Source organism: Bacillus thermotolerans (genome assembly GCF_000812025.2).
Lineage (GTDB): Bacteria > Bacillota > Bacilli > Bacillales > Domibacillaceae > Quasibacillus > Quasibacillus thermotolerans.
In genome coordinates, this window is record NZ_JWJE02000013.1 from 69,760 (window position 1) to 83,316 (window position 13,557).

Annotated in this window: 13 protein-coding genes; 6 read left to right on the forward strand and 7 right to left on the reverse strand. The window is 45.3% G+C overall.

Annotated elements, in window-relative coordinates; all coding sequences use genetic code 11:
* Positions 1-137 precede the first annotated feature (137 nt).
* From QY97_RS20635 to QY97_RS07320, 3 genes are all read left to right on the forward strand, one after another.
* Entirely contained in the window at positions 138-290 is a 153-nt protein-coding gene (locus QY97_RS20635) for a hypothetical protein (RefSeq protein WP_166701681.1), read from the forward strand.
* On the forward strand, positions 271-1,125 hold the full coding sequence (locus QY97_RS07315; RefSeq protein WP_039235006.1) for a prohibitin family protein: 855 nt from the start codon (positions 271-273) through the stop codon (positions 1,123-1,125). Before QY97_RS20635 ends, QY97_RS07315 begins: the two co-directional genes overlap by 20 nt.
* Before the next feature lie 106 nt (positions 1,126-1,231).
* Positions 1,232-1,576 (forward strand): hypothetical protein, encoded by a 345-nt coding sequence (locus QY97_RS07320; RefSeq protein WP_039235008.1) that lies wholly within the window; start codon positions 1,232-1,234, stop codon positions 1,574-1,576.
* A gap of 112 nt (positions 1,577-1,688) precedes the next feature.
* Here QY97_RS07320 and QY97_RS07325 read toward each other — a convergent pair whose 3' ends face one another.
* From QY97_RS07325 to QY97_RS07340, 4 genes are all read right to left on the reverse strand, one after another.
* Positions 1,689-3,308, reverse strand: coding sequence for a M20/M25/M40 family metallo-hydrolase (locus QY97_RS07325; protein WP_039235010.1), 1,620 nt, complete (start codon positions 3,306-3,308; stop codon positions 1,689-1,691).
* A 174-nt stretch (positions 3,309-3,482) separates the two neighbouring features.
* Complete coding sequence (locus QY97_RS07330; RefSeq protein WP_052717141.1) at positions 3,483-4,937, reverse strand: SLC13 family permease; 1,455 nt, start codon at positions 4,935-4,937, stop codon at positions 3,483-3,485.
* Positions 4,934-6,115, reverse strand: a complete 1,182-nt coding sequence (locus QY97_RS07335; protein ID WP_039235012.1) for a glycerate kinase — start codon at positions 6,113-6,115, stop codon at positions 4,934-4,936. The genes QY97_RS07330 and QY97_RS07335 overlap by 4 nt, the downstream gene beginning before the upstream one ends.
* Before the next feature lie 224 nt (positions 6,116-6,339).
* Positions 6,340-7,011: a hypothetical protein gene (locus QY97_RS07340; RefSeq protein ID WP_039235014.1), complete on the reverse strand. Its 672-nt coding sequence runs from the start codon at positions 7,009-7,011 to the stop codon at positions 6,340-6,342.
* 128 nt (positions 7,012-7,139) lie between these two features.
* Here QY97_RS07340 and QY97_RS07345 point away from each other — a divergent pair, with 128 nt between their 5' ends.
* A complete protein-coding gene (locus QY97_RS07345; RefSeq protein WP_039235017.1) occupies positions 7,140-8,330 on the forward strand; it encodes an MFS transporter in 1,191 nt (396 codons plus the stop codon).
* A 173-nt stretch (positions 8,331-8,503) separates the two neighbouring features.
* Positions 8,504-9,358, forward strand: a complete 855-nt coding sequence (locus tag QY97_RS07350; RefSeq protein WP_039235019.1) for a manganese catalase family protein — start codon at positions 8,504-8,506, stop codon at positions 9,356-9,358.
* A 120-nt stretch (positions 9,359-9,478) separates the two neighbouring features.
* Here QY97_RS07350 and QY97_RS07355 read toward each other — a convergent pair whose 3' ends face one another.
* The 3 genes from QY97_RS07355 to QY97_RS07365 all read right to left on the reverse strand — a co-directional run bounded on the left by QY97_RS07355 (position 9,479) and on the right by QY97_RS07365 (position 12,354).
* A complete protein-coding gene (locus tag QY97_RS07355; protein ID WP_039235020.1) occupies positions 9,479-10,891 on the reverse strand; it encodes a M20/M25/M40 family metallo-hydrolase in 1,413 nt (470 codons plus the stop codon).
* Positions 10,892-11,126: 235 nt separating this feature from the next.
* Complete coding sequence (locus tag QY97_RS07360) at positions 11,127-12,119, reverse strand: zinc-binding dehydrogenase (RefSeq protein WP_039235022.1); 993 nt, start codon at positions 12,117-12,119, stop codon at positions 11,127-11,129.
* Between the two features lie 37 nt (positions 12,120-12,156).
* Entirely contained in the window at positions 12,157-12,354 is a 198-nt protein-coding gene (locus QY97_RS07365) for a hypothetical protein (RefSeq protein WP_039235024.1), read from the reverse strand.
* 167 nt (positions 12,355-12,521) lie between these two features.
* Between QY97_RS07365 and QY97_RS07370 the strand changes: the two genes are divergently transcribed.
* Positions 12,522-13,409 carry an STAS domain-containing protein gene (locus QY97_RS07370; protein ID WP_039235027.1) on the forward strand — a complete coding sequence of 296 codons (888 nt, stop codon included), beginning with the start codon at positions 12,522-12,524 and terminating at the stop codon, positions 13,407-13,409.
* The last annotated feature ends 148 nt before the right edge of the window (positions 13,410-13,557 follow it).

Below are 13,557 nucleotides of genomic sequence, written 5' to 3' on the forward strand. Positions count from 1 at the left end.
TTTGCCATTCTGCTAAATCAGAAATAAGCTTTTCTTCCGCTGCATAGTTTGTATAAACTACCAATCTTTATCAATATTAAATTTTCAGTGACAAATTTATCAAAAAATGAAACAATAGAGTAAAAGGAGCGAGAAACATGAAGGTATTTGTCGGTTCAGTTATTATTATTCTACTTATCGGCTTTGGTATATGGCTTATGCTCTCCCCTTCCTTCAAAAGAGTAGGAGATAAAGCTTACCGCTTAAAGGAAAAAATTAAGGAGGATAACAATGAAAGTAATCGAGAATGATGGAAAGAAAAAATCAGGCGGCAACCGAAAATTGCTAGGTGGAGCGATCATTGCAGGCGCGCTCATCATTGGCATCATACTGCTTTCTATGTTCATTGAAAAAATTCCGAACGGCTATGTAGGTGTCGTATACAGTCCGAACGGGGGAGTTCAAGAAGAAACGCTCGGCCAGGGCTGGCATTTAGTTGGCCTTTTTGACAAGGTTACAAGATACCCCGTTCGAATGCAGACAGTCGACTATAAGGATATCCAAGTTGCTACTTCCGACGGAAAGAATGTAACTGTTGACTTTGCTTACAACTACAGCGTTCAGCCAGATAAGGTTGTAGATGTCTTTAATAAGTTTGGCCCTATCGAAGTAGAAGAAATTGAAGCTTCCTATCTTCGCACAAGATTATGGGATGCGGCCCGCAAAGCTATTTCCAAGTATTCAGTTATTGACACGTACGGGGAGAAATCATCAGAAGCAGCAGTCAACGTACAGAAGTTATTCGCAGAGGATATTGGAAAGCTCGGCTTCACTGTTGATAATTTGACGCTGGGCGTACCTAAGCCTGACAAGTCTACCCAAGCAGCCATCGATAAGCGGGTAGAGGCAGCCCAGGAGCTGGAGCGGAAACAGATTGAATTGCAAATCGCTGAAGCAGAAGCAGAGAAGAAAAAAATTGAAGCAGAAGGATTGGCTCAGTATAATAAAATTCTTCAAGAATCCCTGTCTACGGAGGTCATTCAAAATAAATGGGTAGAAAAATGGGATGGACAAATGCCAAAAGCTACCGGCTCCAATCAATTAATTGAAATTCCAATTGATGAAGCTGCCCCTGCTGAACAATAACATAGCGAATCGAGAGAAAGCCGCTGGAAGGACAGCGGCTTTCTCTGTTTTATCTTCCCAGAACGAGGGAACTGTAATAGGAGAATCTATTTCTAGGAGGGATTTCATGCATTTAGATAACTTCGCGGGACAAAAAATACAAATCAAGCTGAGGAATTTTCCTGAAGAACTTGTAGGCGAGATGACAGGTATTTATCGTCCCGATGAATGGCACGTAGTAAAGCTGATTCGAAATGAGAGCATGGGGATTTGGGTAGAAAATCCTTGCCACAAACGTATAGAGGTTTTAGATGACGCCGGTGTGGAGATCCCGGTAGAGGAGCAGAAGGAAGAAACTTGCGTTGCCCATTTGTTTATCCGCTGGGAGTATATCAGCTCTGTTATTACTTTTCCGGACCAAAATGTCCTTGGACTGGCCAAGAAGGTTCAGCGTATCGGCTTCCATGCTTAACTAAATATAGAAGACAATAAGGCTGATTCAGTGAGGCATGCATATACCCTGTGAATCAGCCTTATTGATTATACCTGTAATCGCGACGCCATATTCTATCCTATGAGATGCTTCACCCCGTCTTAGCTAAACGGTTGAACATGCTCGTTATCAAGCTTTCAAGCATAGCAGGTGTGTAAACGAGAGCACTATCTAAATGAAGACGTTCGGTAAGCTGATGAGGATCCTTTCCGAAGGGTCCAAGGTTCAGCACAGGTGCCTGGAGCTGCAGCATATCTGAAAAAGGAATGCTGTAAGTATCCCCCCAAACCGGTGTATTTCTCTCAAATGCCAGCCAGCCGTTATTATGGTCGCTGTACTGCACATAGCTTAAATCACAGATACCATTAAAGTAATGAATTTGGCTGATGTCCACGCCAAACTGTTTAGCTGTTTCCTTTACTGTTTGCACGGAATCGATAACGAGCGGGTCATTAGAGGTATTCACAGCTGGATAATACGGCGGAGCAAACAGTAAGACAATAGCAGGGGCTAGCTCTTGACAGTGAATCATCAATTGGTCAGCTATTCTTAAAGATTTCTCCCGATCATCCCACTCCTTGTTTGCCTGTACCTCCCTTTTAATCCCGTCAATGAATGCCAAACCCGATTTCTTTTCCGCATACGAAAGCAGCGCTTCATAGCGGAGCACCTTCACTTCCCCTACACCTTCAATTTGCTCGCGCTGGCAAAGCCGGCGATAGGACTCATTGCACATCATGGCTGCTTCTTGTGCAACCTGCTCAAACAAATCCATTACTTCTGCTGCACTTCTTTTCATCATAAACACATTATAAAGTGCCGCGGCGCGGTAAGGCGTTTGCGTGGAATATTGAACTTTCAAATCCTTTTGTTGAAGGGACACAGGCAGAGGCGCTTCCTCCCCTAAGTCACTTTCCTTGAACAGAGAGCTCCATTCCATCAGTTGTGTCAAGAACGAGGCGATATAATTGGCGGTTATTCCTCTTAATGGCTCACCTACATGGGTTTCTTTTCCGTAAAATAAGGCAGCCGGCATAATCTTTCCGATTGATCCTGAGTAAATGTAATGGTTGTGCTCTCCCGGCTTTTGCGAAAAAGAAGGTTCACTATTTAAAAACAGCTTATAGGATAAATCGTACTCGCTGCGCAATCGGACAAGCTCTTTTACTGCAGCCCGCATGCCCGCTGAGTTTACTTCCTCATCTGGAACAGTGACAAGCAAAAGGCTAATAGGCCATTGCTCTGCACTTGCCTTCTCAATGAGAGCCATATGAAGAGCAAGGCCCATCTTCATATCCATCGTTCCTCTTCCAAACAGGTATTCTCCGGACTCAAGGTCCAATCGCGCTTCTTCAGGGAGGGTGTCTTTCCGCTTATGAAGGGCCCTTGTAAGAGCTTCCGGATAAAAAGCAAGAGACTCTAGTTCACCGTATTCCTCTGTCTGAACGGTGTCAAAGTGACTAATTAACACCACTGTCTCCTTTGATTCAAAGGATTGATAAAAGGCGGTAACAAACTGTCTTTCAGAGTCAGCTTTGTGAAGGGTTAAGTGTTTTGGGTTCTGTTGGAAATAGTCAAGCCCCGCCAGCTTTTTCTGAAGCCGGCAAGGAAACAGGCGCTCTCCTTCAGTAAGAGTCCGGCTATCCCAACTAACGAGTTCACACAGTAAGGTTTGCAAGGATTCAGGCGTGTCCCATAATAAACAGCTCATTACAATCACCCTCCCTATTAAAATTAACTCGTGTCTTAACTTATACTATTTAGTTTACGCAAAATAAATTGGTTTATTTCCTTTATAATTAAACAAACTTCTTCAATCCCCTTTCCATCTGTATAAAAATAAATAAAGACAACCCTTTATAAACCAAAAGGCTGCCTTTAGCCGTTAAAGCTGGAGACCCGTCCACTGCCAATACGTATAATAGAGCATGATGATTAAAAGAATGTAAGAGACACCAACCTTTCCGCTGATTTGAAGAAGGTCAGAAGGACGGAAACTGTCAGGGTCAATCTCCTGATAAATAAGCAGTGCTTTAGAACTCACCGGAAAGGTCAAGCAAAAGTTCATTCCTGCTGTTGCAATAAATAAGACAGCCGCTGGGTTCAGCCCCATATCCCCAGCCATATACAGAAAAGCGGGTACTAACACCATTGCTCTCGTCGTATGAGAAGTAATGTATAAGTGAGAAGTAACGGACAATAGAATAAGAAGGATTAATGTAAGCCATTCAGATCCGTCTATATGGTTCTGAACAGCAAAGACTTTATGACTAAGCCACTCCGCCGCTCCTGAATCGATTAAACTGTTACCTAAAGCAAGAGCAGCCCCGACGAACACAATTAAGTTCCAGGACACGGACTCCAGCCCTTCCTTCCATTTCATGACCCCAAGGGATGGAAAGCAAAGCACAAGAGCGCTAAGCATGGTCACAAGCGCTAACTCAAGGCCATGAAGCGGTTCGCTGAGCCATAGCAGCATAGTTACTGCCAATACACCTGCTGTCATTTTTTCCTCCCTGCTGAAAGGAGTAGTTTCTCTGCTTCTAACCGGCAAGCGATGTTCCCTTATATCTTTTGGTAAGAAGCTCCACAAAATAACCGCACAAGCAAGATAACTGGAAAGAATACCAACTGGCAGCCCCCATAACATCCATTGCAGAAAGGTAATCTCTTCTCCTGTCATGCTTCTTAATAATTCAACGCCAATTAAATGGGAAGCTGCACCGATCAGCGTGGACGTCGTCGATAATAAGATGACTGTAGGGATTAACAGAGCCACTGCTTTTTTGAAGCGGCTGTCTGGCACACTTGCCGTTACTGCCCGGTACACTGGCAGCATCACAGCTGCTCGCCCAGAAGTCGACGGTACGAAAATAGATAACGGCAATATGACTGTTGTCAGCAGCCAAAGAAGGCTCTTTGTAGTTTTTGCTTGAGCTAGTAAGGAATCCGCAAGCCTGGAGGCTATACCTGTCTTCTCCATAGCTCCGCCAATGACGAAAGCACCTAATATGAGCCAGACAACTTCTGAGGAAAGTGAACTGAATAATAGATCGGCAGACTGGCCATTCAGCAGAATAATCAGCATGACAGCGAGCAAAGCCGAGTAACTTGCCGGAAGGGAAGTCGCTGTCCACAGAACCGTTGCTGCTAAAAAGCCCAGCAATGAAATTCTGCCCTCGTATGTTAATTCGGAAGGAAGGAACAGAATAGCAGCTGTTGCTAAGAGGAAAGTAGCTGAAATAGATAACGCCTTGCGACCAATCCTCCATTGAAAACGAGCTGCTTTCCGCCGTTCTCTTCTTCTCGCTTTCCTGCTTAGTTCAACACGGGAAATCATGAGACCTCCCCTGCTCTAAGCTGCTTTTCTGCAAGCAGACTGCCTACTTGTATGATGCGGATCATGCTCTCCGTCGTTTCTGTCAGCCATTCCTCCGCTGATTGAAATGCCTCATCCAATGAAACCGGTTTCTGTAAAATACTTGCATAAGCATGAATGCCACAGCCGTAATTATGGCTGGCATCCCTTCCGATCGTTCCGGCGAGCGCAATTACTGGGATTCCCCTCTTCATCGCCCTTCTTCCCACTTCCGCAGGGATTTTCCCATTAGGCGTTTGCCCGTCAATACTCCCTTCCGCTGTAATGACGAGGTCTGCTTTCTGTAAATACTTATCTAAATGAAGATAAGGAAAGATAACGTCATAACGGCAATGGAGACGGGCACCAAGAAGCACCTGAAGTCCGGTGCCAAGACCTCCCGACGCTCCGCTTCCCGGCGCTTGCCGCATATCGATTCCGAACTGGTCTTCTATAACCTTTGCATACTGCTCCAGTCCTTTCTCCAGGCATTCTACCTGTTCGGGGGCAGCTCCCTTTTGCGGGCCGAATACCCGGGCTACTCCTGTTGAACCACACAGAACATTGCTCCAGTTACAGGCCGCATCTATCTGCACATTGGCAATCCGCTCATCAAGGCCGGCCATGTCAATACGCGCCAACGAGGACAGCCTTTCCGCGCCGGGTTCCTTTATCTCTTGATTACTAGTATCATAGAAACGCACCCCCAGCGCTCTTGCCATTCCGATTCCACCATCTGAAGTGCCTGAATCTCCGCAGCCTATTAAAATGCGCTCTGCCTCTAAATCAAGCGCTGCTTTTATTAATTCTCCAACTCCATAAGTTGTTGTTTTCAATGGGTTTCTGTGGTCTCTAGGTACGTGCCTCAATCCTGCAGCTGAAGCCATTTCAATAACTGCTGTCTTCTCTTTTGTATCACCAAGAATCCCTATGGACGCTTCAAGCTTCTGGCCGATAGGTCCCGTTACTGTTCGGTAATGAAGCTCTCCCTCCGTGAGATTTACCATTGTTTCTGTAAACCCTTCCCCGCCGTCTGTCATAGGAATGGCAGTAATACAGGCAGTGGGAAGTGTATTCTTAATGCCTCTCTCTATACAATCTGCTGCTCTCTCTGCATTTAAACATTCTTTAAATCCTGACGGTACAACTAATATATTCATTTTTTTCTCTCCTTCTTCATCCTCTGGTATTTTAAAGCAGGCAGCAGAAGTAAATGTGTAAAATACGATCCTCTGCGCCTGTTGATCTACACTTACTATAAAAAGTCAATGTTAGAAGAAACTGAAAGAAGAATGAGAAGTACATGAGAATTTGTGAAACTAAAAGAATAGGAGGAAAGATAGGAGAAGAGACAGCGGCCTTGCCCAGGGCGAGGCCGCTCTGTTTACGATGACTTACATTGGTAATGGTTCTTATCTAAGAAGCCTTTCGTGGCCCAAAGAGAAACAATGAGGATTAATTCGAAGGCATTCGTAGCAGCAGAGCTCGGGATTGGAATAGGAACGATGCTTCCAATTGTCATTAACACCACTCCGATAAGCATCCACTTCCACTTCGTTTGACGGTACACCGCTATACTGGCAATCAGCAAAGCAATATCAACAACAATCACCATCAACGGCGGGCCAGTCGTTGATTGATCACTATAGCTAAGCACCCCATAGCTTCTTTCGGGCGCCAGTTCCAGTCCCATCGTAACAGTTAGTAATTCATATAAAATAAGACCTGCGGTTAATAGAATAGAGAGCAGTAAGGCTAATTTGTGCTTGGCCCATCCAGTCCCCGCCCGGCAAGCTGCATGCCAAGCAAAAAGCACGAGTAAAGGAGTCAAAAAAGCATGCAGCCAAAACCGGGAGCGGCTGAGCGTTTCAAGCCATTCTCCTTGCCCAATCCAATTTCCTGCTGCCAAAAGGCCATTATCCCAAACAAGCCCCAGCGTTACGAGCAGCAGCACATTTGAAAGGCTCTTCCACCCATATTTATTGAGCAGCTGAAGCCCATAAATTGCCAGAAGCACATAAGCTATAGTAAAAAGACCATAAATGTATGTATCCACTTCTTCCCTCCTAACAGCTATAAATTTTTTTATTTTTGTTCCTATACCCAATTGACTTTTTCCCTTAACCGTCGTTAGATTAAGAAGTCAATATTCAAAAAAGAATGCATATGGAAGGAAGATGCATCATGCTGCCGGAACAGCGGAAGAAAATGATAATTTTAATGATTAATATGTTCATTGCTATAGGGAGTTTTGGAATCATTATCCCTATTTTGCCCGCTTATTTAGCTTCTATTGGCCAAGGTGGGACAGCTGCTGGGCTGATGGTCTCGATCTTTGCCGGTGCTCAGCTGGTTATGTCTCCCCTTGCCGGAAAATGGGCGGACCAGTACGGTCGAAGGATAATGATTATAGCCGGTCTCAGCGGACTCGCTCTATCTATGTTTGTATTTTATTTTTCAGATTCAATTAGCATCTTATACCTTTCACGGGTTATTGGCGGTATAGGAGCTGCTTTGCTGATCCCGGCTATCTTCGCCTATGTGGCTGATATCACGACGGTTGAGCAGCGTGCGAAAGGAAACAGCTATATCTCCGCGGCCATGTCTTTAGGTATCGTGATCGGTCCTGGCGTGGGTGGATTCCTTGCTGACTTCGGTTTAAAAATGCCGCTATTGGTTTCCGCTCTCGTTGGCACTGCCGCTGTATTATTCTCTGCTCTTTGGTTAAAGGAAAGCCGGGAACCAGCTGGCTCTGCTGTTGAAATAGCAGATGAACCGATGATGCGAAAGCTGGCTCAATCCATTCATAAGCCGTACTTTGTTCCTCTTGTTCTGGTGCTTGTAATGAGTTTCGGCTTGATGGCTTATGAATCTGTTATCGGTCTTTTTGTCGATAACAAATTTGGCGCTACGCCACAGGATATTGCCGTAATGGTGACTTCAACAGGGATTATCAGCGTGATTGCCCAGCTATTCATCGTTGACTACATCGTTCGCCGATTCGGTGAAGGCAGCGTGGTCAATATCTTTCTCACAGTAACAGCTGCTGGCTTTCTGCTCTCTTTGTTTGTTTCCAGCTATGCTCTGTTCTTTGTCGTCACACTGATTATTTTCTTGGCTACTTCTATTTTGCGCCCAGTTCTAAATACGCTTATTTCTAAGCTGGCCGGTAACGAGCAAGGATTTGCGATGGGAATGAACAATGCTTATATGAGCATCGGCAATGTGCTTGGCCCTACGCTTGCTGGACTTCTGTATGATGTAGATATCTATTTTCCGTTTTTCCTGGGGTTAGTCGTGTTGGCCGTTACCGTGCTGCTCTCTGTTATGTGGCAGCGAAAGCTTTCCAAAACACGGATAGCCCTGAATAAATAATCACACTAGACTGAATCAAGCAAGGAATCATTATTCCTCTTGATTCAGCCTTTTTATTATAAAGAATTATTCTTTCCCTCTCTCAAAAAAATCCCATTGTTCTTTCACCGAATGTGGAAACACACATACCTTAACGGTGAGGATTTGAGACTGGATAGTGAGGAGGAAGAACATTGTTTTTTCATGTGAAGGAACTGCAGTACCATGCGAAGCCTGAACGACCGGATCCACTGTTTGCCAAACAGCTGCAGGAAGTGCTGGGTGGACAATTTGGAGAAATCTCCGTTGCTATGCAGTACTTATTCCAAGGCTGGAGCGTCAGGGGCAATGGCAAGTATAAGGATTTACTGATGGACACGGGAACAGAAGAGCTGGCCCATATCGAGATGCTGGCTACGATGATCGCCCGGCTTCTTGATGGGGCACCGGTAGGGGATTTAGAGGATGCAGCGAAAGACCCCGTCATTGGTGCTATTCTCGGCGGAATGAACCCTCAGCATGCCATTGTTTCAGGACTCGGTGCTATGCCGGCCGATAGTGTAGGAAATCGCTGGACCGCTGATTATATTATCGCCAGCGGCAATTTACTAGCTGACTTTCGCGCGAACTTAAATGCTGAATCACAAGGTCGCCTTCAAGCTGTCAGACTGTATGAAGCAACCAATGATCGGGGAGTAAAGGATATGCTGTCATGGCTGATTGCACGCGACACCATGCATCAAAACCAGTGGCTGGCCGCTATCGCCGAGCTGGAAGCAAAAGAGAATGTGGTGGTTCCAAGCACCTTCCCGCGGCAACTGGAGAAACGGGAAGTCTCACATGTTTTATTCAACTTCTCTGAAGGAGACAAGAGTGCAGCTGGACGCTGGGCAAACGGACCAACCATGGATGGAGAAGGAACCTTCAAGTATGACCCTTGCCCTGCAGCTTATGGCGATAAACCAAAGTTGAAGCCTGCTCCTCCGTATATACACGACACGCTGCCTGCTGCTTTGCGTCATAATGACCTTCCCCCTCACCTAGGTTAACCCATGCTTTCACCCTGCCATGCCCCTTTTCAGGCAGTGATTGCCAGCAATAATTAAGAAGGCCGCACCAGCTGCGCTGGCACGGCTTTTTCTTTTCCTTCCATCAGAGATCATTTTCCATTAACGGATTTCTTTATTATGGTAAAACGCTTGGTTTTTCTCCTTCTTTATCTTTTTCGGCTTCGGTCCCATGTTGTCGAATCGGGCTCTCTCATATATTGCTGCGCCTACAATTTCAGCGGTATCTTGAAGCTTTTCTTTGCTGATCTTATCAATGGTATCCTCTGGCGTATGGTACCACTCTTCTGTTGGTGAGTGGATAAACAAAGCAGCTGGGATGCCGGCTTCAGCAAATGGAACATGATCGCTGCGGCCGCCCTGCTCATATGGCAACGGTGCGCCATTCAGTCTTTCGCTCGATGCTTGGGCAAGCTCCGTAACAAGGTTTGGTTCTCCATCTACTGTCATCATTACTAAATCTCCTGCATCCCGGCTCCCTACCATATCCAGGTTGAAGTTGGCAATGATGCGATTGATCTCCTCTTCAGAAAGATTGTTTACATAATGAGTAGAGCCTACCAGCCCCAGCTCTTCAGCTCCAAAGGTAATGAAGCGGATTTTAGTATCTGTCGGTACATTTTTCAGGACGCGAGCGAGCTCTAATGTCATTGCTGTTCCAGAAGCATCATCGTTCGCTCCAGGTGCCCCCTCCACAGAGTCATGGTGAGCACCGACTACAATCACGTCACCTGTGTCTTTTTTTCTGTTCGTTGGCTCTTTAACAGCACTAACATTGTAGGAGGTCTTCTCCTCCGTCACGGCCCCCTCGACCTTCAGTCTGGCTGTCACCTGCTTATTGTCTATGTAAGCAGCCAGCTTTTCACCTTCTGCTTTTGTAAGGGCAACCGCTGGTACATAGCTATCATTCGCTTCTCCAAGCGTGCCGTTTAATGCTCCTTCTTCATTGTTGTAAATAATCACACCGACTGCTCCCGCGTGGGCAGCATTTAAGACTTTTTCACTAAACGCGATCTCTCCGCGCTTGATAAGTGCAATTTTGCCCTCAAGCGCATTTTTGTCCTTTGCTTCTATATCAGCTAATTCTTCTTTCGTTCCTAGCCCTGCTGAAACTAGCTCGCCTGATACATCTCCGCTAACAGTATAGGTAAATGGCTGAAGCTCCCATTCTCCTCCAAGCTCGGACACGCTTAACTCCATAGCACTTGGCGGTGTATAGCCAAGAAACGTAAATGGTTGTACCTCCGGCTTATATCCATAGGACTCTAACTCACTTTTGATAAACTCGACCGCCTGCTTTTCAGCCTCTGTGCCAGCAATACGCGGAACCTGTGACAGGTGTTCAATATGATTGTACATATTGTCCGCGTTTACTTTATTCACAATTCTTTGATCAAACACTTTGTACGGTTGAGCTTGCACCACTTCAGAAGGCTTGGCCAAAGCAGCTTCCGCATGAAACAGACTAAATGTTAGTGAAGCGGCTAAAGCGACCTTCAACACCGGCTTTTTCATTCTAAAACCCCCATTCATTATTAATCGTGAATAAGAATATCATAAATTATCTTAAATATTCCAAATAGTGAAAAACATAATAAATAATGTATGAAATTTTAAGGTTGATTCTTAGTTTAATGATAGTATAAGCCTTTTCGCCCATCTCTAGACAAATAGCAAAAAGCAGCGAAAGATTTCGCTGCTTCCTTACCATTATTTAAAACACCCACTATGTAGGTCCCTTTTCCGCCAATTAACTGATTGAAAAGCCTACTTTCCCTAGTTGATCGGCCGCTTCCAGCTTTTTGAACGCTTCGGTAAACTCGCTAATCGGGAACACTGTATCGATTACTGGTTTAATTCCGTTCGCATCGATGAAAGAAAGCATGTCCTTATACTCCTCTGCACTGCCCATAGTAGAACCAAGAAGATTGAACTGGCCGTAGAAAAATGTACGAAGGTTCAGCTTCACTTCATCACCAGCAGATGCACCAAAGGTTACGAGCGTGCCGCCTTTGCGCAGCTGTTCAAGGGAACGGTTGAAAGTAGCCGCTCCTACACATTCAATCACGAGATCCATCTTCTTCCCATTTAACGCAGCTGTCCAATCTTCATGGGTGTCAAGAGCCTGGTGGGCTCCGAGCGATAAAGCCTTTTCTCTTTTTTCTTCAGCACGCGATGTGACATAGACTTCAGCTCCTGCAGCTTTGGCAAATTGTAGAAGAAACGTCGCAACCCCGCTGCCAATTCCCGGAATGAAGACCTTCATTCCTTCTTTCACTTTCCCTCTCGTAAATAAAGCCCGGTAAGCCGTTAAAGCCGCCAGCGATAATACACCAGCTTCCTCCCAAGTTAAGCTGGACGGTTTAGGAACAGCATTTTCAGCAGGAACAACGATCTTCTCAGCAAACGTTCCATGAAACGGCAGACCAACAATTTCAAATCCTTCCGGAGGCGCCTCGCTATTTTCCTTCCAGCCAAGCCCAGGGTTAATGATCACTTCATCCCCTGCCTTGATTCCTTCTACTTCCTCACCGATCTCTTCCACGATTCCCGCTCCATCAGATCCAATAATTAAAGGCGGATCTTCGGGCCGGTGACGTGTCAGCACAAACAAGTCTCGGTGGTTCATTCCTGCTGTTTTCAAGCGAACCTTTACTTCCCCCGCCTTAAGCTCCGCTTCCTCTATATCCCGGTAGGCAAGTCCCTCCAGACCAGGCGCTCCTTCATGTACTAAAGCTTTCATCTTCCATCCCTCCAATTTGCCGATTTATCCACCCTTCCTACGGTGTCGAAAGGGCGATATAAGCACCAACAGCAGCTAACGAAAAGCTGATAGCAATAATATAAATCCAGGATAGGCGCGCAACATTCCCCTTTGTTGCCTGATGGTAATCGTGATCACCTTTTGTACAAACCATAACAGTGGCTATGGCACCTGCACCTAACAAGACCAATACCAATACGATTAATAAAGCCATCCTTCTTCTCCCTTCACCTGCTATTAAATTATTCTGATTTCCTCTATTCTAACGCATTTCTCTCTTGCTGGGCCATGGATCTTTGAAATAAAGGCAGGATTTCTTTCTATTTGAGAGAAAACCATTATAATAAGACTAATACTATAAACAAGGGGAAGGTATGCAGAATGAAGGATGAACTGTTATATATAGGCAAGAAAATCACAAACAATCACCTCATCTTAGCTCAAAGAGTTGAAGGGGTGCTCGCAGAAGATGACAGTGAACAAAGTGCCGTAGAGAATAGAATCCCCTTAAAGGAAAGGCTACAATACAGGGCGGCGTTAATGAAGTGCTTTGGCCAAATCCTGTATATGGATAAGAATGTGATTGAACCGGAGGCTGAAAAGTGGGCTCGTAAAACCGCAGAGATCTCCATCCAATACGGCATCTCGCTAAGCGATATTTTAAGAGAGGTTGCAACGTACCGCACCGTAGTTTGGGATGTATTTACAGAGGAGCTTGAGCAAAGAAAGTTTGCGGCGATTACTATGCTCGATGTATCCAAAATGATCGACCCCCTTATCAACCAGGTATCTAAAACCATCAGTGAAGTGCACGAACAGCACAAAAATGAAATGATGGAAACCGCTTATACAGTACTTGAGGAATTATCTGTTCCGGTCGTACCTGTAGCTGACGGCATTGCTGTTGTGCCGCTTGTTGGTGCGATTGATACACACCGCGCTAAGCTCGTCATGGAAGTGACCTTAACCGAAGGGAAGCGAATGGACTTATCTCATATGGTCATTGATGTGTCAGGCGTTCCAATTATCGATACAATGGTGGCTAATCAGCTGTTCCGAGTCATTAAAGCCTTGAGTTTGACGGGCATTCAGTCTACCTTAACCGGTATTCGTCCTGAGATCGCTCAAACCATCGTAAACCTTGGCATTGATTTGAAAGAACTCAACCCTTGTGTAAACCTCAAGCAAGCCTTAAGAAGATTAGGGCTGCAGCTAATAAAGGATACGAACACAAACCGCTTGCCGGTGTCTCCTGAAAAGCACAGCTGAGGATGAGGCAGAGAAGCCGTATGTACAGTCCGTTTTGATATATCATCATTATATAGAATAAGAAAAACCGGGCATAGCCCGGTCCTTTTCATGGTTAGAGAATATCCGATAATTTGTACTCTATGCCATGTACCCCTTTATAATACTC

Bases quoted from the DNA above. Each gene is read 5' to 3' on its own strand.
- QY97_RS07370 (WP_039235027.1), top strand. From the start codon at position 12,522: ATGAAGGATGAACTGTTATATATAGGCAAGAAAATCACAAACAATCAC.
- QY97_RS07320 (WP_039235008.1), top strand. From the start codon at position 1,232: ATGCATTTAGATAACTTCGCGGGACAAAAAATACAAATCAAGCTGAGG.
- QY97_RS07345 (WP_039235017.1), top strand. From the start codon at position 7,140: ATGCTGCCGGAACAGCGGAAGAAAATGATAATTTTAATGATTAATATG.
- QY97_RS07355 (WP_039235020.1), bottom strand. From the start codon at position 10,891: ATGAAAAAGCCGGTGTTGAAGGTCGCTTTAGCCGCTTCACTAACATTT.
- QY97_RS20635 (WP_166701681.1), top strand. From the start codon at position 138: ATGAAGGTATTTGTCGGTTCAGTTATTATTATTCTACTTATCGGCTTT.
- QY97_RS07335 (WP_039235012.1), bottom strand. From the start codon at position 6,115: ATGAATATATTAGTTGTACCGTCAGGATTTAAAGAATGTTTAAATGCA.
- QY97_RS07360 (WP_039235022.1), bottom strand. From the start codon at position 12,119: ATGAAAGCTTTAGTACATGAAGGAGCGCCTGGTCTGGAGGGACTTGCC.
- QY97_RS07330 (WP_052717141.1), bottom strand. From the start codon at position 4,937: ATGATTTCCCGTGTTGAACTAAGCAGGAAAGCGAGAAGAAGAGAACGG.
- QY97_RS07325 (WP_039235010.1), bottom strand. From the start codon at position 3,308: ATGAGCTGTTTATTATGGGACACGCCTGAATCCTTGCAAACCTTACTG.
- QY97_RS07315 (WP_039235006.1), top strand. From the start codon at position 271: ATGAAAGTAATCGAGAATGATGGAAAGAAAAAATCAGGCGGCAACCGA.
- QY97_RS07365 (WP_039235024.1), bottom strand. From the start codon at position 12,354: ATGGCTTTATTAATCGTATTGGTATTGGTCTTGTTAGGTGCAGGTGCC.